The sequence below is a fragment of the Pseudoalteromonas sp. HL-AS1 genome (assembly GCF_031198785.1).
Lineage (GTDB): Bacteria > Pseudomonadota > Gammaproteobacteria > Enterobacterales > Alteromonadaceae > Pseudoalteromonas > Pseudoalteromonas distincta.
The window spans coordinates 3,243,997-3,265,361 of the sequence record NZ_CP133569.1 but is presented as its reverse complement, the minus strand read 5'-3'; the positions used below and the strand labels follow the sequence as shown (position 1 = coordinate 3,265,361).

Here is a 21,365-nt window from a genome sequence, read left to right as displayed (position 1 = left end):
TAAACCCCAAATACTTGTGTTTGTTTTTTATACAAGATTGAAAAGTTTATATATTTTTAAAAAATAATTATCTGCATTTAAATAAATTAAATTTAAATAACACTTTACCTAAAGTTAACTTGAGGTTTTATCGTGCTCCTAACTTAACTGATAGGATAACATTATGTATTTAGAGCACGTAAACTTAGTCGCGAGTGATATAGATAGTATGCTTACATTTTATCGCGCTGTATTTCCACATTGGTCGATTAGAAGTGAGGGCAGAGGTGATTGGCATGGAAAACCAAGACGCTGGGTACACTTTGGAGATGACACGCATTACATTGCGATAAGCAGTCATGGTGAAGGTGAAAACAGAAACTTATCGGGCCATCAAATTGGTTTTGCACACTTTGCTTATGTAACTAATAATTTAAGCGCAGTAGTAATGCGCTTAAATAAAGCGGGTTTTACTCTAAGCAAGCTAGGTAGCGAGAATCCTTTCAGAAAGAATGTCTACTTTATTGATCCTGCAGGGTTTGAAGTTGAGTTTGTAGAGTATTTAAGTGATATACCAAGCGAGCGAAATAACGATTTATAATAAAATACCAAGCAGCACGTTAAAGTGCTGCTACTCAATTATAGTGAGCGGTTATTATTACCCGTGCCAAACTGGGTTTTTAGCTCATTTGCAAAGCTTATAAATTTTTCTTTAATTGTGCGCTTTATTTTCACTTCAACCGAGCCCATTACTGCCTTTCCTTCAATATGAATTGTAGGGCCTTGGCGTTTGTTAAGCGACACAGATTTATTTTCAAGGCTACTTAAAATACAAAACATTTTAGACACTACATTGACATGCTCTGGTACGTAAATTTCATCGCTACCAAAAATACAGTTAACGTGAATAGTTACATTTTGATGCGCAAAAATAGCATCGGTAAAATCAAGCACCACCGATCCCATAAAGTTACTCAGATATATATTTTTTGGCACAACCCACTGACCACTTCGCTCGTTAGATCCTAAAATACTGCGTAATGTAAAATCATCATCACTGTTTTGCTGTGCACTATAATGTGGTGTAAATTGCGATTGTTTTTCTGCTTTATATTGCTGATCGGTATTAAGTGTTAAATCTTCTACTAAGGCTAGTAGTACTTCGTTATTAGGTGCATCCATCGCATTATCTAAACGTCTTTCAAATGCATCAACAGAAATAACACCATGACTGTAATTATAAATTAATTGATCAATCACTTGTTCGCGTACTTGTTCTATTGGGCGGTCTTCAACTTTTACAGACATGAGTTATTCCTTCTTATATTTACTATTGATACTGCTCTTGTAGTTAAGCTGCAAACCGCGTACCAAATATAATTTCATTAATTATCAATTGGTTATTTTTAACGGTGTTTTTTGTTTTGTTATATTAACGATAGATTAACCAAAAGAGCAACTATCTAGCTATTTTCACTATTTGAGAAAGTTTTACCGAGTAGCCTGTAAATAGTTACACAAACATAGATAAGGTTTTATCTTTTAATTAACTCAAGCCCTTGAATTTTAAGTATAAATAAAGTTGGCCTGAAGCTCGCATTAGTTAAAGTGTCTTTAATCAAAAGGAGAAAGATTATGAAAACATTTAACAAATCTATTATCGCAGCTCTAGTTCTTGGTACTACGGCTATGGGTGCCCAAGCAAACAGCTGGGAAAACGAAAGTAAAGATGCTTGGATTGATGGTAAGGCAGAAACCGTTCTACTTATGAACACTAATCTAAACAACTTTGACATTAACACTGATGTAAAAAATGGCAAGGTAGTACTTACAGGTAAAGTTAATAGCGAACTTGATAAAGAGCTAGCAGAAGAACTTGTACTTAGCCTAGATGGTGTAACTGATGTTGATAACAGCCTTACTGTTGTTAAAAGCATGGACACCGAAGATAAAAGCAACGACATGATGGACGATGATGATAACGACCTAACGGACGCTAAAATCACCACTGTAATCACAACTCGATTCCTGTTTGACTCAGAAGTAGGTGGTACAGACATTGATGTTGATACCGACAACGGTGTGGTAACTCTGAATGGCTCTGTAGAGTCTGAAGCTGAAAAGCAACTAGCAGTTAAAATTGCTAAAAATGCTGAAGATGTTCGCGACGTAGTTGATAAACTAGCTATTGTTGCTGAATAATACAGTATGGTTAAGGCCCAGTAATGCTGGGCTTTAAGTCTTTTTAATGCTTAATTTAAATGGAGTTTGATCATGGATATTATTCGTATAATACTTTCGGTTTTATTACCGCCATTAGGTGTGTTTTTGCAAGTTGGCTTAGGTATGCATTTTTGGTTAAATATTCTATTAACACTGCTAGGTTATTTCCCAGGGTTAATACATGCAATCTACATTATTGCGAAAAAATAATGACAGATTATATATTGTGTAAGCCGACTACTGAGGTTTAGCTAAATACTTCAGTACCGATCGGCTCACAATATTAGTTTTTAGAGAGTTTTTAGATAGTTTTTAGGTTAAATCCAATTTTTAAAGCTCTTCAACCCATTAATTCACTTCCTTAACCCACTCCCAATATTATTTTAAAACTATATTTATTGTTTACTAATAAGCTTTCCAGCTAACAGTCGCGCTCAGTTTCTGACTTGATGCCATTTAGGAAATCTTCAACATTAGTGTGTTTATACATCTACAATATACAATCAAATACTTTATTATTTAGTGACAATATTACCTTCACTTCTAGTGTTATCATTAAACTAGGTTCTAGGCATATTGAGGTAGTTAATTGAATATTCGACTTATAATGTCAGGCGTTGTGTCTTTCGTTTTTTATTTTAGTTGGGCCTACTGGGCAAATAGTGCGGCAGACATTGCTAAATCGGTCACTCTTCAAGCTGCATTAGTGCAAGGTTTGTATAGTGGATTTGTAACGCTGTTTTTTACCTTTATTTTAGAAAAGGTCGTCAACAAGTATAAGTTTAGTTATGTAACGCTTGCGTTCGTAACTCCAATTATTTGTATGTTTCATTCTAAAACACCACAAAACGTAGCAATACGACAAAGTTTTAATAATGCAATTAACTCTAGCGCTTCGTATTTAAGTAATAAAAAAATAGCAGGCGTACTTTTGGCGCCTATTATTCCGATTACTGTTCAATCGAGCTTAGTGATTATGGTGAATGTAGTTAATCAGACACCTAATTTGGCACTGACAGTAGCCCCAAGCATATTTTTTACAGCCTTGTATGCCTATACATATATGTTAGCTTTGCTTAAAAAGTAGAGGGTTAAATATAAAAGACTATATGGGATAGGGTTTTTTATAATTTAATGCAGTGAATAGCACGGGAAATATCTTACATTTTATGTTTATTCCCACTTAAAAGATTACTATTTAAGCAGTTAGCTTGTTGATTGTTAAAATAAAGGTTTTTGGTAGTGACAAGCACCTAAAAAGTTTTTATACTGCAACCCGCTTTAGTCGCTCTGTGACTGAACGCTTCAAAAATTAACTGCCTGGCAGTTATATAAAGTTGGCCCCTTAGCTCAGTTGGTTAGAGCACACGACTCATAATCGTTAGGTCCCCAGTTCGAGTCTGGGAGGGGCCACCACTTTTACAAAATTCCCAAGTAAATACCTACTAACCGAAATTACCCTGTGCTACCTCTGTGCTACTTTTCACTATAAATCAATTATTAAAAATAGTCCTATCAAATTAATTGATATTGCAATTAATATCTTTAAAGTACGCATTTGGTCTCTTTTTAATAGAGCTAACTAAAAAGGATTCATTGCAGTCATTATTTTATTGGCTGTTAAAGCATATGAGGCAATATATGGATAATGGCTATACCCTACTGATTTCTATACTAAGTGGCTTATTTGGAGCCCTAATATCAGCTTTCTTGAGTTTTAAAGTTAGAGTTATAGCCCAAAATAAAATAAAAAAGGACTTAGAACATCGTATTGAATCGCCCCGTGTTTGCCAGAGACTCAATAACTTGAGAAACTGGAACTATGAAAAAATCAAATCGCTATACATCAGAATTTCGTGAACGTGCAATTAGGCTTGTTACCACACAACAGCATGAATACCCTTCTCTTTGGGCTGCGCTAGTATCGATTTCAGATAAACTGGGATGTACCCCAGAAACACTTAGAGCATGGGTCAAGAAATCTCAAGCTCAACCGTCTAAACCCTCTTCTAATACGCAATCAACTGAAGAACGCCTTGCCGTCTTAGAGCGCGAGAATAAAGAGCTCAAGCGAACGAATGATATCCTGAGGCAAGCTGCCGCTTTTTTCGCCCAAGCGGAGCTCGACCGCAAACAGAAGTAATAGTGGATTTTATTGATGCTTGCAGAGAGCATTACGGTGTCGAGTCAATTTGCAAGGAATTGCCGATTGCACCATCAACGTATTATTCTCATAAACAGATACAAAGAGAGCCTGAGCGACTGTCTAACCGCAAAAAGCGTGATGCTGAGCTGATAATACTCATTCGCGAAGTGTGGGAGGATAATATGTCAGTTTATGGTGCAAGAAAAATATGGAAGCAGCTACAGCTTGACGACCATCAAGTCGCCCGCTGTACAGTCGAACGATTGATGCGAGTTATGGGAATTCAAGGTGTTCGTCGGGGTAAAGCACATAAGACAACGATACCTGACGAGCAACAAGATAAGCCACTTGATTTAGTTAATCGTCAATTTACTGCTGAGCAGCCAAATCAACTTTGGGTAGCTGACATCACCTATGGTGTGCCCGGAGTTCAGCACTAGCAAGGAATGCTTTAATGAACCACGAGTCTATCTGAAATACATGAGCAATACGGTAGGAGCCAAATTGTTTATGGCACTATCTGGTTGTGCAGATAGTTGAGTCTGAGCGGCAGTGACTTATCGTATGCTGATAAGGTGATGGAACTCGCTGACAACGGGGAGTGAGGCGAATTCGTTACGCCAAGATGCTCTTCTAGACTAAGTATTGGACGGATGAAGTACATGAACCGATTAACCCGCATCTATGGGCTGAAACGTCGCCATTGCCTACACGAATTAACAGGCAATATGATGCTGCAATAATACTAAATGTATGAGTATTATTGCCGACTTGATAAATCACACGTAGGTATTTATCAATGGATAAACGCTAAATCACAATTCAGCGTTTAAGTATTATCACCTTACAGCACGATAAGGTTAAAGACTGCGATCGGCATCCACCCCAATATGTTCGAGTTCAGATAGGTAAACCGGGGAAGGTTTGTTTGAATGCTAAGGGAGCACGACCCCGATGACAAACAAGCTGGCGGAGCGTTCGTAGTAGTCTGAGATGGGGAAAGCCCATTACATGGCGAAGGGGCGCAGTTTAATTGATTTGCGCAAGCAAATTACCTGACCTTAATGAGGTGAAGACCTGTGATAATCAGCGAACTGCAACGTAAATTAGCAACATGGACAGCAACAGATAAAGCGCGTCGCGTTAATCGATTACTGCGCCTTATCAGTCACCCACAATGGCTTTGCCAAGCGGCTGAAGTAACGCTTTCTTCAAAAGGTGCCAAAACACCTGGCGTTGATGGAATAACTAAAATTCACTTACAGGATAAGCTGACTGATTACTTAGATGGGATCAGAAATGATTTACTCTCGGGTAATTATCAACCAATGCCTGCCAGACGAATTTATATTCCTAAAGCGAATGGAAAGCAACGCCCTTTAGGCATACCCACCTTAAGAGACAGAATAGTGCAACGTGCCATGCTCATGGCAATGGAGCCGATATGGGAAAATGATTTTCATTCACTATCCTATGGTTTTAGACCTGAACGCAGTGTCCATCACGCCATTAGAACTGTTAAGTTACAAATGACAGGCTCAAGTGAACCACGTGGGCGCTGGGTAATTGAAGGGGATTTATCAAGTTATTTTGATACAGTCCACCATCAATTACTGATGACATGTGTGCGTAAGCGTATCAATTGTCGACGATTTAATGAATTGCTCTGGCGGTTCATCAAAGCAGGACATATTGAACGTAATCTATTCTGTGCAACAAGCGAAGGCGTACCACAAGGTGGTGTCATTTCTCCATTATTGTCAAATATCATGCTCAACGAATTTGATCAGTATTTGGATAAATGCTACTTGAGCAAGAAAGCACGTAAAGATCGCTGGTACTGGAATCGTACAATCCAAGATAAGCGTACCATTGCACTAGAGGAAAATAGACAATGGAAACCTGGGGTTGCTTATTGTCGTTATGCCGATGACTTTCTTGTGATTGTCAAAGGTAACAAACAACAAGCAGAAGCCATTCGTGATCAGTGTCGAAATTTTCTTGAAGGTAAACTTAAACTCACACTTAACATGGAGAAAACCCATATTACGCATGTGAATGATGGATTTATCTTCCTTGGTCATAGGATCATAAGGAAACGTGGTCCTAAAGGGAATATGCGTGTGGTGTCTGGTATTCCACATGGTAAGGCTAAAGCATTTTCTCATTCCTTGAGCCAAGCTTTATCCAGTGATCACAGTTGTAGCAAGATAGACAAAGTTGAACAACTCAGCCGCAAGCTTAAAGGCTGGGCGCAATTTTATCGTCATACTGATTATACCGCTAAAGTTTACAGTAAAATTGATCGTATAGTTTTCTGGAAATTAGCAAAATGGCTAGCGCGGAAATATCGTTGCTCCGTTAAGTCATTAATGATGAAGTGGATAAAACGACCGACGCCAAATCAGGCCAAGACTTGGGTATTATTTGGTAAAAGCAATCGAGGTAATTTATGTAGCGCTTCACTATATCGACTGGTGAGCAGTCCTAAGTTGCCCTTCCGTTGGCGATTACCTGAATCAAACCCTTATCTTAGAGATGAAATGAGAAATACTGTCACATCTCGCTACAGCGATGTTGTAATGGCTGTAAGCCACAATTAAGCGGAGAGCTGTATGCGCTGAAAGGTGCACGTACGGTTCGGAGAGGAGAGGCAGAAAAATAGTTCGACTACGTTCTGCCTCTTACTCTACTTGCCACATGGAGTGGGTTTGTTTATGTCGCTTTCGTGATAGATGTTTTTTCACGATACATTGTAGGTTGGCGTGTATCAACGACAATGCACACAGAGCTTATTCTTGATGCGTTAGAGCAAGCTATTTGGCATCGTGGCAACCCCGAAGGGTTAATTCACCACAGCGACAGAGGCAGCCAATATTTGTCTATACGATACACTGAGCGACTTGCTGAAGCTGGAATTCAAGCGTCTGTAGGCAGTGTGGGTGACTCTTATGACAATGCATTGGCTGAAACAATAAATGGATTATTTAAAACAGAGATTATTCGCAGAAATGGCCCGTGGAAGAATGTTGATGCTGTTGAATACGCAACGTTAGAGTGGGTTAATTGGTTTAATAATCAACGCCTATTATCTTCAATTGGGTATATTTCACCAGCTCAATATGAAACAGACTACTATGATAATTTAAACGAGTCAGGTAAAGTGGCCTGACTTAAACAAACTGGTCTCCGATGAACTCGGGGCGATTCATATTGCTTATGTTTATGTATCACAGTTAAGTTTTTTGGTTGCTGCAAATGCATGGTTACAATCTTTTTTTGAGAAAATAGAAGCCCAAGTAGACACTCCGATCCCTGAAAATGAGTTTACTTTTTCACACGCGATATCAATTATCTTTGAGGATATGATTAGAGAAAACAATAGTCATTCATACGAAAATATAGTTGGTTTTGAGGGATTAGTAGAGCTTCATATTGACAACCTAACAAAGACTTATCTGACATTTGAACAACAAGCTGAACTACCGAAAGATGCTCTTATCTTTTACCAACGTTATGAGAAGAAACTAAAAAATGTTGTTGTAATTATTAAGCAATTTAGCTCGTACCTTTCAGATAAAGAGCAGTTCTTAAAGCTTGATGCCATTCAAATTTATCAAGCAATCGAAAATATTAAACTATTTCTTGATTCAGCAGGGTTGCTGCGTACAGCAATGATTAAGTTCGGGAAAATAAATCAAGCTGAAGCTAACTTAATGCTTGAGCAACAATTACAAACTATTGAAAAAGATATTTTAGTAGCAGGTAAAAATAAGGTGCAACTATCAAAAGCAAGACAATTTTTAATTAGAGAAGGGGCAATTAAAAAGTGAAAGATATCAAGTCCAAGTTAATGTTACCTTGAAATCAATGTTTTATGTTGTCCATAAAAACTCTATTGATTATAAAGATCGGCTGGTAAGTAGCGTCGGAATATGCACATGATTGAACTTTTACAGTATTTTTGGAGATAACATGACATTATTTTGGGCTGCTATTAGTGCGGTTTTAGTTTTTTATTTTAGGGAGTCAATAAAAGTTGCACATCAACAGCGAAATATAACATCAAAACTTGATGCTTATTTGGTTCACTGGTCTTTGAAAATAATAGAGGGTGATGACACTGTCTTTAAGTTATCTAGTGTAGGTTTAAGCTGGGCTGAAAAGCATCAGAATTGTAATAGTATTGAAGAAGTATTAAAAATAAATGAAGAGTTCAAAGTAAAGCTTCAGGAAATGAAAAGTTAGTTATTTTTAGAAGGTGTATTTGAAGAAGTGCTCTCAAGTGCTAACCAGAAAGTGAAAAGCAGTGGGCTTAGCTTAGATCAAATCTCGAAAATGCTAACAGAGTATCGTCGTGATTTTATAGACGGAAAGTTGTACCCAAGCGATAATGACTTATCTGTACTCTCTCCATCAACGGCTAGGTTAGCTATATCCTTAAAGCTTAATATAATATCTATACTTGAGGGGTTGGTAATATTATTGGTTAAGATTGAAAAAGCTCCAAATCAAATGGAATCAAAAGATGAATTATTTGATTTATATATTTGCTGGCTTAAAGTTGTTCGAGATAAACACTTATTGATCAAGTCAAATCGAGAGCTACTGTCTGAAGGGGTATTTAGGATTGCCTGCGGTAACTTCATTTCTGGTTTATGAAGCTGGGCTCAAAAAGCTGATCAATTAAGTGTTATTACGTATTACCTTAAATAAACCTCAGTAATTTCAGCCCTGAAGTGACCTAGCTCCTGTGACACTGTTTCAAGAGCTATTTGCCTACTAAGCCCCAAACCTTTAAGTTCATCCATTCTCTCTTGCGCGTAGCTATGTCTAAGACCATGTCCGCCATTAGAAAAAAAGAGTGTACGACTAGATGCTTTTGAGAATGAGCATGACCATTTATGACCACCACCAATATCATAACGTTGCAAATAGTTAATTTCCCTATCACGAACCGTTATAGGCTGCGCTAAGCGCCTTTGTTCTAGCTGCGTAGCTAGAGCGCTAGGTATTAGTACATCACGGATTAGGCCGCCTTTGCCTTTTACTGTATAAATACGACCTTCTCGACCAAGCCATTTACTGTTTAACGCAGGGCGGCTATCAGCTTTACGCTCTGATACTTTGGCAATTGTTAAAAGTTCATGGGCTCTTAATCCTGCTGCGTAGGCTATTTGTGTAGATAAATTATATTTTCTAGTTTGATGCTCACTGATTGCTTGAGCTTGGGCTGGAGTGTAGGCGCGAGACTTTTCGATTATCTCTTTTTCAGATTTTATTACAGTCAGCGTCTCTTTAGGGCCGAGTTTGCCACTGAGTTTAAACATAGCTTGAATTGCTTGCCGTTCCATATCCAGTGTTTTTTGGCCTGCAAACTCACTGCGGTAATCAAGATATTTATAAGCATCTTGAAGGCTCATACCCTGTACACCATTAATTCCAATATCTTTTGACCACCGAGCTATTTTTATAAGTGCCGTTTTATAATTACGAGCAGTGCCAAGCGATTTAATAACTTTGTGCTTGTATAAGTTTTTAGCTAGCTTCTTCGCTTGCGTTTCAGGCTTTGCGAACTTAGGCATTTTTATCAATCCATCGTTTTACAGTGCTCCAATGTGTTTTTACTCCTTTACGTAAAAGCCGACGTTGTAAACAAGCAATACTTGTTGCTTCTTTATGAAGCGCTAGTAGCTTGTGTTTATGAATATCGAGCTTTGATGGCTTGAATCGTTTTTTACTGATTAGCTTTTTCATTTTTCAGGCGCAATGCTTCTGCCTTAGCATCAAAGGTCATAGTTATTCTCCGATGTGTTTGTAAGAAAAACTGGCTGATTAAGCTCAGCGACTAACGCCTATTCGCCCCTAAAAATCAAAAAACTTGGTTTTATAATGAAGCTGAAAGCTTCTGAAGTGGGGATTACAGAGAATGTAACAACGTGTTGAAGGTAGCAGGAAAGCGCCTGTTTTTTTCTTGCCCGTAGGGCTTGATTAACATTTAGATTAGTAGCTTTAATTTAAATTTCAATCTGCAAATAGAAATCCACGTGTAAGATGCTCAAGAGCCCATACCCCGCTATGTGCAAAGCCCAGAAAAAAGGAGGTAATTGCTCATGATGCCTCATTTTGAAATAGCAACAAGGCAATATAATCACTAAAAACATGCATTGACAAGTGTAACGTTACACGTTACTATTTTGATTGATCAGTGACTACATCCTCTATAGTGAAGGCTAAAAGCATAAAGTAATTCAATAGTTAGGCATTAGTTTGTTGATAAAACAATATAAAAAACCAATAAGGTAAAATTATGACTAATTATATAAATTATACGGAATGCGAAGGAGGTGTGGCATGGCAATTAAAAGTTTTAAACATAAAGGACTTAAAAGGTTCTTTTACGATGACAACCCAAGTGGAATTCAAAGCGACCACTTAAAAAAAGTTGGATATATACTAGATGCTATAGACTCTTCCCATCATCCTAAAGATTTGAAAGCCCTTTATAATAGTAAGTTTTCAGAGAAAAAGGGTTCTGGTGAAGGTGTTTTCAGTATTGAGGTTAATGGTAATTGGCGAATCACGTTTCAAATAAAAGATGATGGCGCCGTATTATTAGATTATCGTGATTATCATGGTAAAAACATCAAAGCAGGCTAGTTTTATCCATAAAAAGGCTGTTAATTATTTTAACAGCCCCTCCCCTAAATAAGGGAAATTTGGAGATTAAAATGAGACAAACTAGAAAACCATCACATCCTGGTGAGTTTTTCAAGTTCACTATACTGGATGAAAGAAGCATATCTATTACTAAAGCCGCTGAGTATCTTGGTATATCTAGAAAGGCGTTGAGTGAGTTTGTGAATGGTAAAGCAAAATGCTCTCATGCTATGGCTAGAAGGCTTTCTGAAGCTACAGGTACAGGAGTATCTATCTGGATCAATATGCAGGCAAAGTTAGATACTTGGGAGGCTGAAAACATGGTCCTTCCTGATGTAGTTAGAGTTATCCCCACACTAAAATATGCTTAATAGTAAAAATAAAAACCAGCTTAATAGCTGGTTTTTGGTTTTTTCTATTCGTATATCAAAAACTAGAGCTAGCTTGGGAGTTCATTGAGGCAAGAGAAAAGCTAGAGGGACGTAGAATTCTACCTATTACCTTTATCGATCTCTTCTTACTTTTCAGAAGGTTATAAGGAAACTTAGGTTGAAGTTTGGTAGTTAAAATCAAGTGAATTTATTAGTCAAAAAGAGCAAGGGTCAAACACGTTTTTATCACAATAACGTTCAGGCGATAGAACATTACTTAGATGAAAAATTCATTAGAGGTTACCTTGAGGGTCTTATAAAATCACCATCCAGATCAAAAAAACGAACTTTAGAAGTGTTTATGTTTTTAAATTTAATTAACTCGAAACCAGTGCAAAACTCAAAGCTTTCAGACTTCGTGCTTGATTCTAGAACGAGTGAAAAAAGCGAGTATATAGCCAAGTTGTTGAGCGAGCTATCTCTTCCCAACTTCAAGTCGTAAATAAAGCTTCAGGTATCCAAAGATAGTAAGTAAAAAGCCCCTATTGGGGCTTTTTACTTACTAGTGTTTACTTTTATTGCTCAAAACTACAAGAGTTAACTAATTTTTACGGTATATCTCATGCTCAATATCGTAAATATTTACGCTTAGACTGTCTGATGCTCTGCAATATGTTTTTAAACATGAAAGTAGCAGTTCGCTTAACATTTGTTTTTGCTCAATTGAGCGTCCTGCCAAAATATGTACCGCGATATGTATAAACCCTGATTTTCCTGCGCCAAGTTGATATTGCTGATAAGCAATAGCACGTGTTTTTATGGTTTCTAATTCAAACAAGTTACTTTCGAAAGCGGTTGTATGAATTTTTTCTACCAGTACTTGAGGTAAAACGGGGAGGTCTTCTGAGTGTTCAATAATAATGTGCGGCATTTAGGCGTTTCCTATTATGAGTTACTGCATGAGCGAGAGGTAATTGTATCAAATACAAGAGGGGTCACTAAACCCTGAGCTATCTAAAATCTTTACTTTAAACTAATTTAGTCGTATTTATTTTTGATGTTAGTATAAAAACAAACAGGTGAACCTTCGCTTAGTAACTCATCTACTAAGTTACCTATATATTCATTAAGGATAAGTATGAAATTACCACAAAAATTTAAACGTTTAGCTTTACTTGCAGGTGCAATTGTTACGTTAAGTGCTTGCTCTGACGATGTTGCGTCGGTAAGCCTTGGGTTATTTACAACTAAAGATGTTGTGGTGAATTCGCAGCAAGATCCTATTGTTGAGGGCGTTACTTGTCATATTAGTCATATAGAGGCTAATTTGGACTTTTCTGATCCCTCTGATATGTCTATAGCGTGTCGTCAAACGGGGCCTATTACAGCGCAGCAGCTACAAAAAATAGACCGTAGCAAATCGGGCGAAGTGATCTTTAAATCATCTAAAAGTATATTATTTAAATCACTAAAAGTGCGTCGTATTTACGATGCTGAAAATCGTACTTTATTGTACTTATCGTACTCAACTAAAGAGTCCAGTGGTAGCCACCACCATGCGCTATCAACAGTGCCGCTATACAATACTCAAGCGTGGGACTGGGCTCTTACACAAAAAGACTAAGTTAGCACCTACGTAAGCACCTAAACTAAAACCTAAAAGAGCACACTATGTTAGCTTTATTTAAATCAAAGCCATTATTAGAGCAGCAAGAACAGCAATGGCTTATTGATACATTTATTTGGGCTGTAGAAAACTTTGATGCTGAGTTTTTTACAAAGCACACTCAAATAATACTGCCAACGGCCACTTTTTTCCCTGATTCGGTATCGAGCATTGAAGAAATGGCGAGTAATGTTTTTAACCGCGTTACTAATTACGCGGGTATGAACGCATGGCCTATCCAACTAGTTGCACCGCAGCAATTACAACCGCAAGTTTTTCCACACTTTGAATTTAGCAATGAAATACGTGGCGAAGGCAGCCATTTAATTGTGCCGCCAAGCCATACGATTAATATTTCTTTTAATCCTAATCAGATTAATCAGCCACAAGATTTAGTGGCAAGTTATGCGGGTACTCTGGCTACTATACTTATTCATCACGTTGGGGTGCTGCCGCCTGGTGGTAGGGAGTATTTACCACAAGCTGCTGATGCACTTGCTTGTTTTTTAGGGTTTGGTGTGATGATGAGCAACACGGTGTATCAGTTTAAAGGCGGGTGTGGCTCTTGCTATAACCCATACGCTAACCGTGAAGCTAAGTTAAGTGAAACGCATACGGTATTTATGCATGCCCTAATTAGTTACTTTAAAAACGATAAGGTGTCTAAAAAGCACTTAAAGCCGCATTTACGTGGTCAGTTTAAAAAAGCACAAAAAGAAATTAAAGCATTGGTAAATAACTCGGCCAACCCGCTGTTATTAGCTTATTCGCCAAACTAGCAAGGACCTGCGTGGAATACTTAGATGAATTTTTACTGATTGTTATTGCTCATTTTTTTGCAGTAGCAAGCCCCGGGCCTGACTTTGCCGTAGTACTTAAGCAAAGCGTGCAGCAAGGTAGGCGCAATGCATTGTGGACAAGCGCCGGTGTTGGCGCTGCTATTTTACTGCACGTTGCCTATTGCGTTTTAGGTGTTGCGCTTATTTTAACGCAATCGCCTAGTTTATTTATGGCACTTAAGTATCTTGCCGGTGCATATTTAGCTTATTTAGGCGTACAAGCACTCAGAGCTGCAAAACCTCCAGCAAGTAATGAAGGCGAGGCTGCAAAAGATGTTGAAAACAAAACCGTCCAAGAAGAATCCGTTTGGCTTGCTTTTAGGCGCGGCTTTTTCACAAATGCATTAAACCCAAAAGCCACGTTATTTTTTATGTCGTTATTTACACTCGTGATTAGCCCAACAACACCGACTAGCGTACAGGTCGGTTACGGTGTGTACATGGCATTGGCTACTTGGGCGTGGTTTTCAATGCTTTCAATAATACTTTCTAGAAATAATGTAAGGGGTTTTTTCCAACAACGCGGTTATTGGTTTGACCGTGGAATTGGCATTATTTTAATTGCCCTTGCAGTACGTGTTGTTATTTAACTTATTTAAAAAGTACAGGAGATAAAATGCCGTTATATAATTTTTCGTTTGGCTCTAATATGTCATCTAACCGTTTGTTAGCGCGCTTGCCCAATGTAAAGCGTGTAGGAACCGCGGTACTTAAGGGCTACGAGCTTACTTTTGATATGCTATTTAAAGATGGCTCAGGTAAATGCAGTATTTGTCCAAGCGATAAAGAAGATGCATTGGTTTACGGCGTTATTTATGAGCTCAATGAAGAAGAAAAAGCTATTTTAGATGGTATTGAGGGCGTAGGTTATGACTGCGTAGATATAGCCCCAACGCTTTTAACGGGTGAGACTGTAGCCGCACATTGTTATATAGCTAATACCCATGACAGCAATGTACTCCCATATGATTGGTACATAAAACACGTTCATCGCGGATCACTTGAAGCGGGCGTACCAAAAGAATACAGTGATGCGATATTAAATCGCGCACAAAAAAGCGATACCAATCAAGAGCGCGCAGCAATTGAATTTGCAGTTCATCAAAAATAATAAAATAGGATTGATATGAAATTAACCAAACTTGCCGCAATTGCACTACTAGCAGGCACTTCGTTTAGTAGCTGGGCACAAGTTGATACCAACAAAATTGATGACGTTATTAAAGCGTCAATGGCGCGTTTTGACGTACCCGGTATGGCAGTCGCCATTGTTGAAAACGATAAAGTAATATTTGCTAAAGGCTTTGGTGTAACTAATCTCGATACCAACAAAAAAGTAAACAAAGACACCTTGTTTGGTATTGCTTCAAACACGAAAGCGTTTACAACAGCAGCGCTTGCCAAGTTGGTTGATGAGGGGAAGTTAAGCTGGGATGACCGCGTAATTGATCATTTACCAGAGTTTAGGTTGTACGATTCGTACGTAACACGCGAAATGCGTATTCGTGATTTATTAAGTCACCGCAGTGGGCTTGGGCTTGGGCAAGGCGATTTAATGATTTGGCCAAGTACCGACAAGTCAGTTGATGAAATTTTAGCGGGATTACAGTATTTAAAACCAGCGAGCAGTTTTCGTAGTAAGTACGCTTATAACAACCTGATGTTTGTTACCGCTGGTGAAGTGGTTGCACGTGTGTCGAGGATGAGCTGGAACGATTACATCGAAAAAAATATATTACAACCGCTACACATGGACAACTCACGCGCGGGATTTTCACGTATTCCAAAAAGTAATAAAAACTGGGCGACAGGTCATATTCCTATGGATGGCACGCTTCATCCATTTTTTGTGAATTACCTAGAAGATTTTAGAGGCGCAGGCGCCATTGCTTCAAGTGTAAGCGATATGAGTCAATGGCTTCGTACGCAATTAGCGGGCGGTAAAATGCCAAGTGGCGAGCAGCTGTTTAGTGAAAAGCAACAAGCGCAAATGTGGCACCCACATATTACGTCTATGGCGTCTAAAAGTGCGTTTGAATCGTATCATCAGCAGTTTAGGGGTTATGGGTTAGGCTGGAGCATTGAAGACTACCACGGCTTTAAAAAGCTAGGTCACGGCGGTGGTATTTTGGGAATGGTATCGCAAGTTACTTTATTGCCTGAGAAAAACCTCGGTATTGTTATTTTATCTAATCAACAAGCTTTTGGTGCACTTTCGGCAGTAACCCATGAAGTGCTTGAAGATGCACTTGAACTTGAAAATAAAGACTGGGTAGAAGATTTAGCTAAAAGTCATTTTGAAGGCAAGCAACAAGCGTATGCTAATGCAAAACCAGAAGCCCCCGCTGACTACCAACCACAATTACCAAATATTAATTACACCGGAACATTGCACGATGACTGGTACGGCGATGTAATTATTGAGCAGTTAGATGGTAAATTACGCATTGATTTTACGCACACTAAACGCTTGAAAGGCACTCTTGAGCATTACACTGGTAATACATTTATTGTTAAGTGGGATGAAAAATTACTAGAAGCAGATGCGTTTATTCGTTTTGAAATGAGCTCACAAAATCGTGTAAACAGTGCCAAAATGCGTGCGGTATCAACACAAGTGACCGACTTTAGCTTTGACTTTAGAAACCTACATTTAAAAGCAAAATAGCTAATATTGATATTTAAAGTATTGATATAAACCAAAGTAGCAAAGCCACCCATCGGTGGCTTTGCTATATTAAGTTTTTACACCTTGTAAGGGACTTTTTATGCGTACCGCTGTTATTTCTCATCCTCATTGCCGTAAGCATAAAATGATAGACGATCACCCCGAGTGCCCAGAACGTCTAGATGCCATAACAGACCGATTACTTGCCAGCGGCGTAGATGTTGGCTTAACACACCTACAAGCACCCAAGGCCGAGCGTGAGCATTATTTACTTGCTCACGATGAAGCTTTACTTAAACACGTAGAAAATACGCTACCAACAGAAGGGCTCGCTAATTTAGATGGCGATACGTGGCTGTGCCCCGATTCGTTTAAAGCGATTGAGCGGGCAGTAGGTGCAGGATTGTTAGCGGTTGATGAAATACTTGCCGATAAACTCGATGCTGCTTTTTGCTCAGTGCGCCCGCCAGGGCATCACGCTAACAAAAACTCATCATCTGGGTTTTGTGTGTTTAATAACTTAGCTATTGCTGTTAAGTACGCACAAAGCAAAGGGGTTAAGCGCATTGCTATTGCGGATTTTGATGTACACCACGGTAATGGCACGCAAGATATTTTTATTGATGACGAAAATGTACTGCTTTGTTCGTTATTTCAGTATCCGTTTTATCCAAATACAGCGGTTAAAAATAATAGCCATATAGTTAATTCACCTCTGCCAATTGCCAGTAATGGCGACGATTTAAAAGAGGTGTTTACTGGGCAATGGCTACCAAAATTAAAAGCGTTTAAACCTGAATTACTTTTTATAAGCGCAGGGTTCGATGCTCACCTAGAAGATGATATGGCAAGCTTAAAATTTGTTGAAGATGACTATATTTGGCTTACCGAGCAACTATGTGGTGTTGCTAAAGAGAGCGGTTGCAAAGGGGTTATTTCGTATTTAGAAGGTGGCTATGCGCTATCAGCTTTAGGTCGCAGTGCTGTAGCGCATATAAAAGTGCTTACTGAGGTTTAAATAAAGAGAGTGTTTATAGCCCTAGTAAATCAAACGCCTGCGCTGTGCTTAGGGTTTTGATTTTACCAAGGCAGCATTGTCCTTCATTTAATAAGTAAGCTGTAACAAGCTGTGCTAGTTGCTCGCCATTCAATTTAGGGCAAACAGTGCCTTGTAAATTAAGGTAGTCACCTTGCTTGTTAAGTACTCGCACATCGCTTAGCTCACTTTGCGTAACGCTGTGCAAGCACTCTTGTTGCTCTTGTTGGTTATGGGCTATCTCAAGCTCATTATAAATAACCAATAATTGTGGGTAGCTGTTTAACATAGCCCGTTAGCCTACGGTTACTTCATAAGACGTAAATTTACGTATATTAATAACGCCTTTTTCAAAGATTAAGTACTGACCTTTAATACCTTGTAAAACACCGCTTACAACAGGGTCTTTATCAAAGTTAAATGAGCTGATTTTTGTTGGGTATTCGGTTACTGGAAAGTTTAAATCAACCACATCTTCATCAAGTTGCTCTATGGCTGTTGCGCCAAATAATTCACTGAGCTCGTTTAGCTTTTCACTAATTTGTGGGATCAGCTCGGCTGCCGCTGCTTTTAAGTCAATTGCGTCGTTTTGACCTTTTAGCATATTGCGCCAATTAGTTTTGTCGGCAATAAATTCAGCCAATGCAACTTCTACTAAACCTGATTGCAGGCGAGTTTGCACTTTAAAAATAGGTAATGCCTGAGTGGCGCCTTGATCAACCCAGCGAGTCGGTATTTGTGTGTGGCGGGTAATACCTACCTTTAAACCTGAGGTGTTAGCGAGATATACATAGTGTGGGATCATGCAGTTTTCTTCGCCCCACTGCGGCTCTCGGCAAGTGCCTTGATCGTAGTGGCAGGTTTCTGGTTTCATTATGCACATATCGCAACTAGCAAGCTTGCGCATACATACAAAACAGTGACCTTGAGAATAGCTTTTTTTGGTTTTTTTACCGCAGTTAGAACATAAAATAGTGCCACTAAAGGTAAGCGTAAGCTCCTTACCTATAAATGCATTTAAGTCTACTAAGTGTTCACCTACAGGTAAGTGATATTGTACTGGTTCGGTTAAGCTCGATTTTAGTTTACGCAGTGTGCCTTGCATCTTTACTTGGCCCCTAAAGATGTTAAAAAGAGGAGTCTAACATTTTTAAGCTATATTGGCTTTTTAAGAAGTGTAAATAGTCGGTGTAAGGCAGTGCTTTTGCGTATAAATAACCTTGGGCGGAATCAGCGTTCATATCTTTGAGCAAGTGATGGATTTCTTGGGTTTCTACCCCCTCAATTGTTATTGATAAATTGAGGTTATGCGCCATATCAATGGCTGTTTGTACAATAACTTGGTGAGTTGGGTTGTTAGGCAAATCAAAAACAAATGACTTATCTATTTTAAGCTCACTAAAGTGATAATTAACTAAGTAGCTAAGTGACGCGTAGCCTGTCCCAAAGTCATCTAGTACCACTTTAATACCTAATGCGGTTAACTCATCAATTAACTCTAAAAGTGCATCTTGACTATCTACGAAGGCTGATTCGGTTAGTTCAAATTTAAGTAAGTGTGCCGGCACTTGGTATTTAATTAAAATATTTTCTACTTTTTCGGCTAAATTATTTATGGTTAAGTTTTTAGCACTTAAATTTACGCTAATTGTGTGCTCGTTATAGCCATTTTTAGTAAGCTCAACTATGTCTTTACAAGCTTGCTCTATTACCCACAGTGTTAGCTCGTTAATAATACCTGTGTGTTCAGCAAGTATTATTAGCTCTTCAATTGATAAGTTGCTGTAAGTTGGGTCGGGCCAACGTAATAAAGCTTCAGCACCACTTACGTGGTTACTTAATAAGTTTATTTGAGGTTGGTAATAAAGCGCCAGTTGATTTGTTTTGATTGCTTGTTGCAGCTTAGCGGCTAGAGCAACGTCCATCATCAGGTTATTACCGTTTGACGATGACCCAACTTGATTAACGCTACCTTTTGCTTTTTTAAGCGCTAAATAACCATGCTTTAACCAATATTCAAAGTCGTTAGTCTTGCCTGCACTACTAATACCTATACTGTAACTAAGCTGCAGGTTTAGCCCTTTAATTTCATATTGTTTTGGTAGGCTACTAATTATTTTAGTCAGTAGTGCTTCTAGCATTTCTTGGTTTTGTGTTTTTGTAGAAATACAGGCAAATACACCACTGCTTAAATCGGCTAAGCGAGGACTGGTGTTTAAATCTGTTTCGAGGTTTGTAAATTCACGTTCATGGCTGAGTTCTAATTCAAGTTCTTTGGCTATATGCTTCATAAGTGTGTAGCCCTGAGAAGAGGTAATAATTGTATTGAGTGAATTAAAGTGACGTATTTTTATTAAACACAACGTTGTTGAGCGGTTTTGGCTTTGTAGTGCCATAAATGCTTGTTTTAGCTTGGAGCTATTAAGTAATCGTGTTTGTTGTGTATGCGTGGCATGATAAAGCGCACGTTCTCGCTGATACCTTACCCTGTCTGCTAATGCCATCGCCATTAAAATAACTTCACACAAAATAGCGACTAAAAAGGCATGTCGGGTTGCAAAGGTATACGGTAAAACACCAGTGAGTTCCATAGGCTGAATTGCCGCACCAAAAATTAGCGGTATCCATGATAAAACATAAAACTTAGCCCACCTAAAACCACTGCGTAACTTGTTATATATTAAAATAATACAAGTAATATAAAGCAGTACCATTACACCAAAAAATATAGGAGCCGCTATATTTTCAGGAATAAACAAGCTACATACAGCAAGAGTAAACATTAGCCAAAGTAGAGCTATGCTCATTTTGTAACGCCAACATTTATCTTTATGATAGCGCAAAAACATGGTGCAAAAAGCAAGGGTGAAAAAGGCGACCCCATAATTACTAAATACAATTTGTTCGTGAATAAAGAGCTGCCATTGCTTAGGCCATAAATAAAAACCAAAGCCCAGTACTGCACCCATTAGCGTAATAGCGCTGACGATGTAGCCAATATAAATTAAATAAACACGGTCTTTTATACCAAAATAAAGCACCAAGTTGTAAAGCGCAGCCATCAATAGCACGCCTACAAAAATACCCCAGATCCCAGTTTGAGATCGCACTAAGTCAATAAACTCTTTATCACGATACAAGTTTACAGGTGTTTTACTTATGCCGATTGTGTCTATTTTTATTACTAGGCGTTGTGATGATTTTCTTTCTACTAAAAAGCGAATATGCGGTACGCTGTATTCAAACAAAGAGAGGGCTTCTTCTTTATCGCCGAGTTTGTATGTTTCAACTAGTTTGTTATTTTTATCGAGGCGATAAACCGTAAGGTGATCGACCATAGGGTTGTCAAAATGTGCCACAACATTTTGCTTGTTAAGACTTTTATTTTCTAAATCAAGAAACAACCAATAATTTTGTTGGCTAAAGCTCCATGGAACATCTGAAAATGGTTGATGAGTAAGTAATTCAGGTTGGTTAATGATGGTATCGAATGTTTTAGTTTTGGTTTCGTCAATATAGTAGGCGTAATCGAGGTACATTGGAGCCGTTTTATCAATTGTATATCGTGTAGGCACGACGAGGTTTGATGCCAATGTACTGATTATAAAAAATATAAAAATCAGTATGGCAACAGCAATTGCATGGTAACGTAAAGTTCTTAGTTCCAACGTTAATTTACTTTTAAAAAACCTTTTAATTAGTGTAGCACTAAAAAAGCGCAGGGAAACTGCGCTTTTTTAGTTAAATTAATTGGTTATACCAATGAATAGGTATTAT

At 38.3% G+C, this 21,365-nt stretch carries 25 protein-coding genes, 1 tRNA gene, 1 pseudogene and 1 other annotated feature; of the genes and pseudogenes, 20 read left to right on the top strand and 7 right to left on the bottom strand.

Annotated elements, in window-relative coordinates; genetic code table 11:
• Positions 1–163 precede the first annotated feature (163 nt).
• Complete coding sequence (locus RB214_RS15160; protein WP_309167720.1) at positions 164–580, top strand: VOC family protein; 417 nt, start codon at positions 164–166, stop codon at positions 578–580.
• Positions 581–618: 38 nt separating this feature from the next.
• On the opposite strand, the gene RB214_RS15155 is transcribed toward RB214_RS15160, so the two are convergent.
• Complete coding sequence (locus tag RB214_RS15155) at positions 619–1,287, bottom strand: LiaF domain-containing protein (RefSeq protein WP_309167719.1); 669 nt, start codon at positions 1,285–1,287, stop codon at positions 619–621.
• Positions 1,288–1,614: 327 nt separating this feature from the next.
• Between RB214_RS15155 and RB214_RS15150 the strand changes: the two genes are divergently transcribed.
• The 11 genes and pseudogenes from RB214_RS15150 to RB214_RS15100 all read left to right on the top strand — a co-directional run bounded on the left by RB214_RS15150 (position 1,615) and on the right by RB214_RS15100 (position 9,010).
• On the top strand, positions 1,615–2,181 hold the full coding sequence (locus RB214_RS15150) for a BON domain-containing protein (protein WP_024597541.1): 567 nt from the start codon (positions 1,615–1,617) through the stop codon (positions 2,179–2,181).
• Between the two features lie 72 nt (positions 2,182–2,253).
• A complete protein-coding gene (locus RB214_RS15145) occupies positions 2,254–2,412 on the top strand; it encodes a YqaE/Pmp3 family membrane protein (protein ID WP_002957822.1) in 159 nt (52 codons plus the stop codon).
• Positions 2,413–2,791: 379 nt separating this feature from the next.
• Positions 2,792–3,289, top strand: a complete 498-nt coding sequence (locus RB214_RS15140) for a hypothetical protein (protein ID WP_370660272.1) — start codon at positions 2,792–2,794, stop codon at positions 3,287–3,289.
• 252 nt (positions 3,290–3,541) lie between these two features.
• Positions 3,542–3,618: transfer RNA gene (locus RB214_RS15135), tRNA-Ile, on the top strand.
• 406 nt (positions 3,619–4,024) lie between these two features.
• The gene (locus RB214_RS15130) at positions 4,025–4,345 is read left to right on the top strand and encodes a transposase (RefSeq protein ID WP_008130909.1); all 321 of its coding nucleotides are present in this window, start codon (positions 4,025–4,027) and stop codon (positions 4,343–4,345) included.
• Positions 4,303–4,419, top strand: a sequence feature (AL1L pseudoknot). Its footprint overlaps the gene before it by 43 nt.
• Positions 4,405–4,788 (top strand): IS3 family transposase, encoded by a 384-nt coding sequence (locus RB214_RS15125; protein ID WP_225740975.1) that lies wholly within the window; start codon positions 4,405–4,407, stop codon positions 4,786–4,788. Its footprint overlaps the feature before it by 15 nt.
• 639 nt (positions 4,789–5,427) lie before the next feature.
• The gene (gene ltrA, locus RB214_RS15120) at positions 5,428–6,951 is read left to right on the top strand and encodes a group II intron reverse transcriptase/maturase (RefSeq protein WP_008109360.1); all 1,524 of its coding nucleotides are present in this window, start codon (positions 5,428–5,430) and stop codon (positions 6,949–6,951) included.
• 68 nt (positions 6,952–7,019) lie between these two features.
• A pseudogene (locus RB214_RS15115) lies at positions 7,020–7,520 on the top strand (IS3 family transposase); the annotation flags it as partial.
• A 73-nt stretch (positions 7,521–7,593) separates the two neighbouring features.
• Positions 7,594–8,181, top strand: a complete 588-nt coding sequence (locus RB214_RS15110) for a hypothetical protein (protein ID WP_309167718.1) — start codon at positions 7,594–7,596, stop codon at positions 8,179–8,181.
• Positions 8,182–8,323: 142 nt separating this feature from the next.
• Positions 8,324–8,596 (top strand): hypothetical protein, encoded by a 273-nt coding sequence (locus tag RB214_RS15105; RefSeq protein WP_309167717.1) that lies wholly within the window; start codon positions 8,324–8,326, stop codon positions 8,594–8,596.
• A gap of 51 nt (positions 8,597–8,647) precedes the next feature.
• Entirely contained in the window at positions 8,648–9,010 is a 363-nt protein-coding gene (locus RB214_RS15100; RefSeq protein ID WP_309167716.1) for a hypothetical protein, read from the top strand.
• A 41-nt stretch (positions 9,011–9,051) separates the two neighbouring features.
• Here RB214_RS15100 and RB214_RS15095 read toward each other — a convergent pair whose 3' ends face one another.
• Together RB214_RS15095 and RB214_RS15090 are read right to left on the bottom strand one after the other, a co-directional pair.
• Positions 9,052–9,933, bottom strand: a complete 882-nt coding sequence (locus RB214_RS15095) for a site-specific integrase (protein ID WP_309167715.1) — start codon at positions 9,931–9,933, stop codon at positions 9,052–9,054.
• A complete protein-coding gene (locus tag RB214_RS15090; protein WP_309167714.1) occupies positions 9,926–10,105 on the bottom strand; it encodes a hypothetical protein in 180 nt (59 codons plus the stop codon). Before RB214_RS15090 ends, RB214_RS15095 begins: the two co-directional genes overlap by 8 nt.
• Positions 10,106–10,702: 597 nt before the next feature.
• Here RB214_RS15090 and RB214_RS15085 point away from each other — a divergent pair.
• Both RB214_RS15085 and RB214_RS15080 read left to right on the top strand, forming a co-directional pair.
• Positions 10,703–11,008 carry a type II toxin-antitoxin system RelE/ParE family toxin gene (locus RB214_RS15085; protein WP_309167713.1) on the top strand — a complete coding sequence of 102 codons (306 nt, stop codon included), beginning with the start codon at positions 10,703–10,705 and terminating at the stop codon, positions 11,006–11,008.
• 71 nt (positions 11,009–11,079) lie between these two features.
• Complete coding sequence (locus tag RB214_RS15080) at positions 11,080–11,379, top strand: HigA family addiction module antitoxin (protein WP_309167712.1); 300 nt, start codon at positions 11,080–11,082, stop codon at positions 11,377–11,379.
• A gap of 601 nt (positions 11,380–11,980) precedes the next feature.
• Here RB214_RS15080 and RB214_RS15075 read toward each other — a convergent pair.
• Positions 11,981–12,310 carry a 5-carboxymethyl-2-hydroxymuconate Delta-isomerase gene (locus RB214_RS15075; protein WP_002957818.1) on the bottom strand — a complete coding sequence of 110 codons (330 nt, stop codon included), beginning with the start codon at positions 12,308–12,310 and terminating at the stop codon, positions 11,981–11,983.
• 207 nt (positions 12,311–12,517) lie between these two features.
• Between RB214_RS15075 and RB214_RS15070 the strand changes: the two genes are divergently transcribed.
• From RB214_RS15070 to RB214_RS15045, 6 genes are all read left to right on the top strand, one after another.
• Complete coding sequence (locus RB214_RS15070) at positions 12,518–13,003, top strand: CreA family protein (protein ID WP_002957817.1); 486 nt, start codon at positions 12,518–12,520, stop codon at positions 13,001–13,003.
• 47 nt (positions 13,004–13,050) lie between these two features.
• Positions 13,051–13,824, top strand: coding sequence for a hypothetical protein (locus RB214_RS15065; RefSeq protein WP_002957816.1), 774 nt, complete (start codon positions 13,051–13,053; stop codon positions 13,822–13,824).
• 11 nt (positions 13,825–13,835) lie between these two features.
• Positions 13,836–14,474, top strand: a complete 639-nt coding sequence (locus RB214_RS15060; RefSeq protein WP_197111575.1) for a LysE family translocator — start codon at positions 13,836–13,838, stop codon at positions 14,472–14,474.
• 26 nt (positions 14,475–14,500) lie between these two features.
• The gene (locus RB214_RS15055) at positions 14,501–14,995 is read left to right on the top strand and encodes a gamma-glutamylcyclotransferase family protein (protein ID WP_182747947.1); all 495 of its coding nucleotides are present in this window, start codon (positions 14,501–14,503) and stop codon (positions 14,993–14,995) included.
• Positions 14,996–15,010: 15 nt separating this feature from the next.
• Complete coding sequence (locus RB214_RS15050) at positions 15,011–16,552, top strand: serine hydrolase (RefSeq protein WP_309167711.1); 1,542 nt, start codon at positions 15,011–15,013, stop codon at positions 16,550–16,552.
• Positions 16,553–16,652: 100 nt separating this feature from the next.
• Positions 16,653–17,570 carry a histone deacetylase family protein gene (locus tag RB214_RS15045; RefSeq protein ID WP_309167710.1) on the top strand — a complete coding sequence of 306 codons (918 nt, stop codon included), beginning with the start codon at positions 16,653–16,655 and terminating at the stop codon, positions 17,568–17,570.
• 13 nt (positions 17,571–17,583) lie between these two features.
• On the opposite strand, the gene RB214_RS15040 is transcribed toward RB214_RS15045, so the two are convergent.
• From RB214_RS15040 to RB214_RS15030, 3 genes are read right to left on the bottom strand one after another with little or no spacing between them, the layout of a single operon-like run.
• Positions 17,584–17,877 carry a hypothetical protein gene (locus tag RB214_RS15040; RefSeq protein WP_002957811.1) on the bottom strand — a complete coding sequence of 98 codons (294 nt, stop codon included), beginning with the start codon at positions 17,875–17,877 and terminating at the stop codon, positions 17,584–17,586.
• A 6-nt stretch (positions 17,878–17,883) separates the two neighbouring features.
• Positions 17,884–18,693, bottom strand: coding sequence for a DUF2797 domain-containing protein (locus RB214_RS15035; RefSeq protein ID WP_024597548.1), 810 nt, complete (start codon positions 18,691–18,693; stop codon positions 17,884–17,886).
• Between the two features lie 22 nt (positions 18,694–18,715).
• Entirely contained in the window at positions 18,716–21,256 is a 2,541-nt protein-coding gene (locus RB214_RS15030; protein ID WP_309167709.1) for an EAL domain-containing protein, read from the bottom strand.
• Positions 21,257–21,365 lie beyond the last annotated feature (109 nt).

Bases quoted from the DNA above. Each gene is read 5' to 3' on its own strand.
- RB214_RS15055 (WP_182747947.1), top strand. From the start codon at position 14,501: ATGCCGTTATATAATTTTTCGTTTGGCTCTAATATGTCATCTAACCGT.
- RB214_RS15065 (WP_002957816.1), top strand. From the start codon at position 13,051: ATGTTAGCTTTATTTAAATCAAAGCCATTATTAGAGCAGCAAGAACAG.
- RB214_RS15105 (WP_309167717.1), top strand. From the start codon at position 8,324: ATGACATTATTTTGGGCTGCTATTAGTGCGGTTTTAGTTTTTTATTTT.
- RB214_RS15035 (WP_024597548.1), bottom strand. From the start codon at position 18,693: ATGCAAGGCACACTGCGTAAACTAAAATCGAGCTTAACCGAACCAGTA.
- RB214_RS15130 (WP_008130909.1), top strand. From the start codon at position 4,025: ATGAAAAAATCAAATCGCTATACATCAGAATTTCGTGAACGTGCAATT.
- RB214_RS15090 (WP_309167714.1), bottom strand. From the start codon at position 10,105: ATGAAAAAGCTAATCAGTAAAAAACGATTCAAGCCATCAAAGCTCGAT.
- RB214_RS15075 (WP_002957818.1), bottom strand. From the start codon at position 12,310: ATGCCGCACATTATTATTGAACACTCAGAAGACCTCCCCGTTTTACCT.
- RB214_RS15045 (WP_309167710.1), top strand. From the start codon at position 16,653: ATGCGTACCGCTGTTATTTCTCATCCTCATTGCCGTAAGCATAAAATG.
- RB214_RS15160 (WP_309167720.1), top strand. From the start codon at position 164: ATGTATTTAGAGCACGTAAACTTAGTCGCGAGTGATATAGATAGTATG.
- RB214_RS15050 (WP_309167711.1), top strand. From the start codon at position 15,011: ATGAAATTAACCAAACTTGCCGCAATTGCACTACTAGCAGGCACTTCG.
- RB214_RS15155 (WP_309167719.1), bottom strand. From the start codon at position 1,287: ATGTCTGTAAAAGTTGAAGACCGCCCAATAGAACAAGTACGCGAACAA.
- RB214_RS15145 (WP_002957822.1), top strand. From the start codon at position 2,254: ATGGATATTATTCGTATAATACTTTCGGTTTTATTACCGCCATTAGGT.
- RB214_RS15095 (WP_309167715.1), bottom strand. From the start codon at position 9,933: ATGCCTAAGTTCGCAAAGCCTGAAACGCAAGCGAAGAAGCTAGCTAAA.
- RB214_RS15070 (WP_002957817.1), top strand. From the start codon at position 12,518: ATGAAATTACCACAAAAATTTAAACGTTTAGCTTTACTTGCAGGTGCA.
- RB214_RS15150 (WP_024597541.1), top strand. From the start codon at position 1,615: ATGAAAACATTTAACAAATCTATTATCGCAGCTCTAGTTCTTGGTACT.
- RB214_RS15085 (WP_309167713.1), top strand. From the start codon at position 10,703: ATGGCAATTAAAAGTTTTAAACATAAAGGACTTAAAAGGTTCTTTTAC.
- RB214_RS15040 (WP_002957811.1), bottom strand. From the start codon at position 17,877: ATGTTAAACAGCTACCCACAATTATTGGTTATTTATAATGAGCTTGAG.
- RB214_RS15080 (WP_309167712.1), top strand. From the start codon at position 11,080: ATGAGACAAACTAGAAAACCATCACATCCTGGTGAGTTTTTCAAGTTC.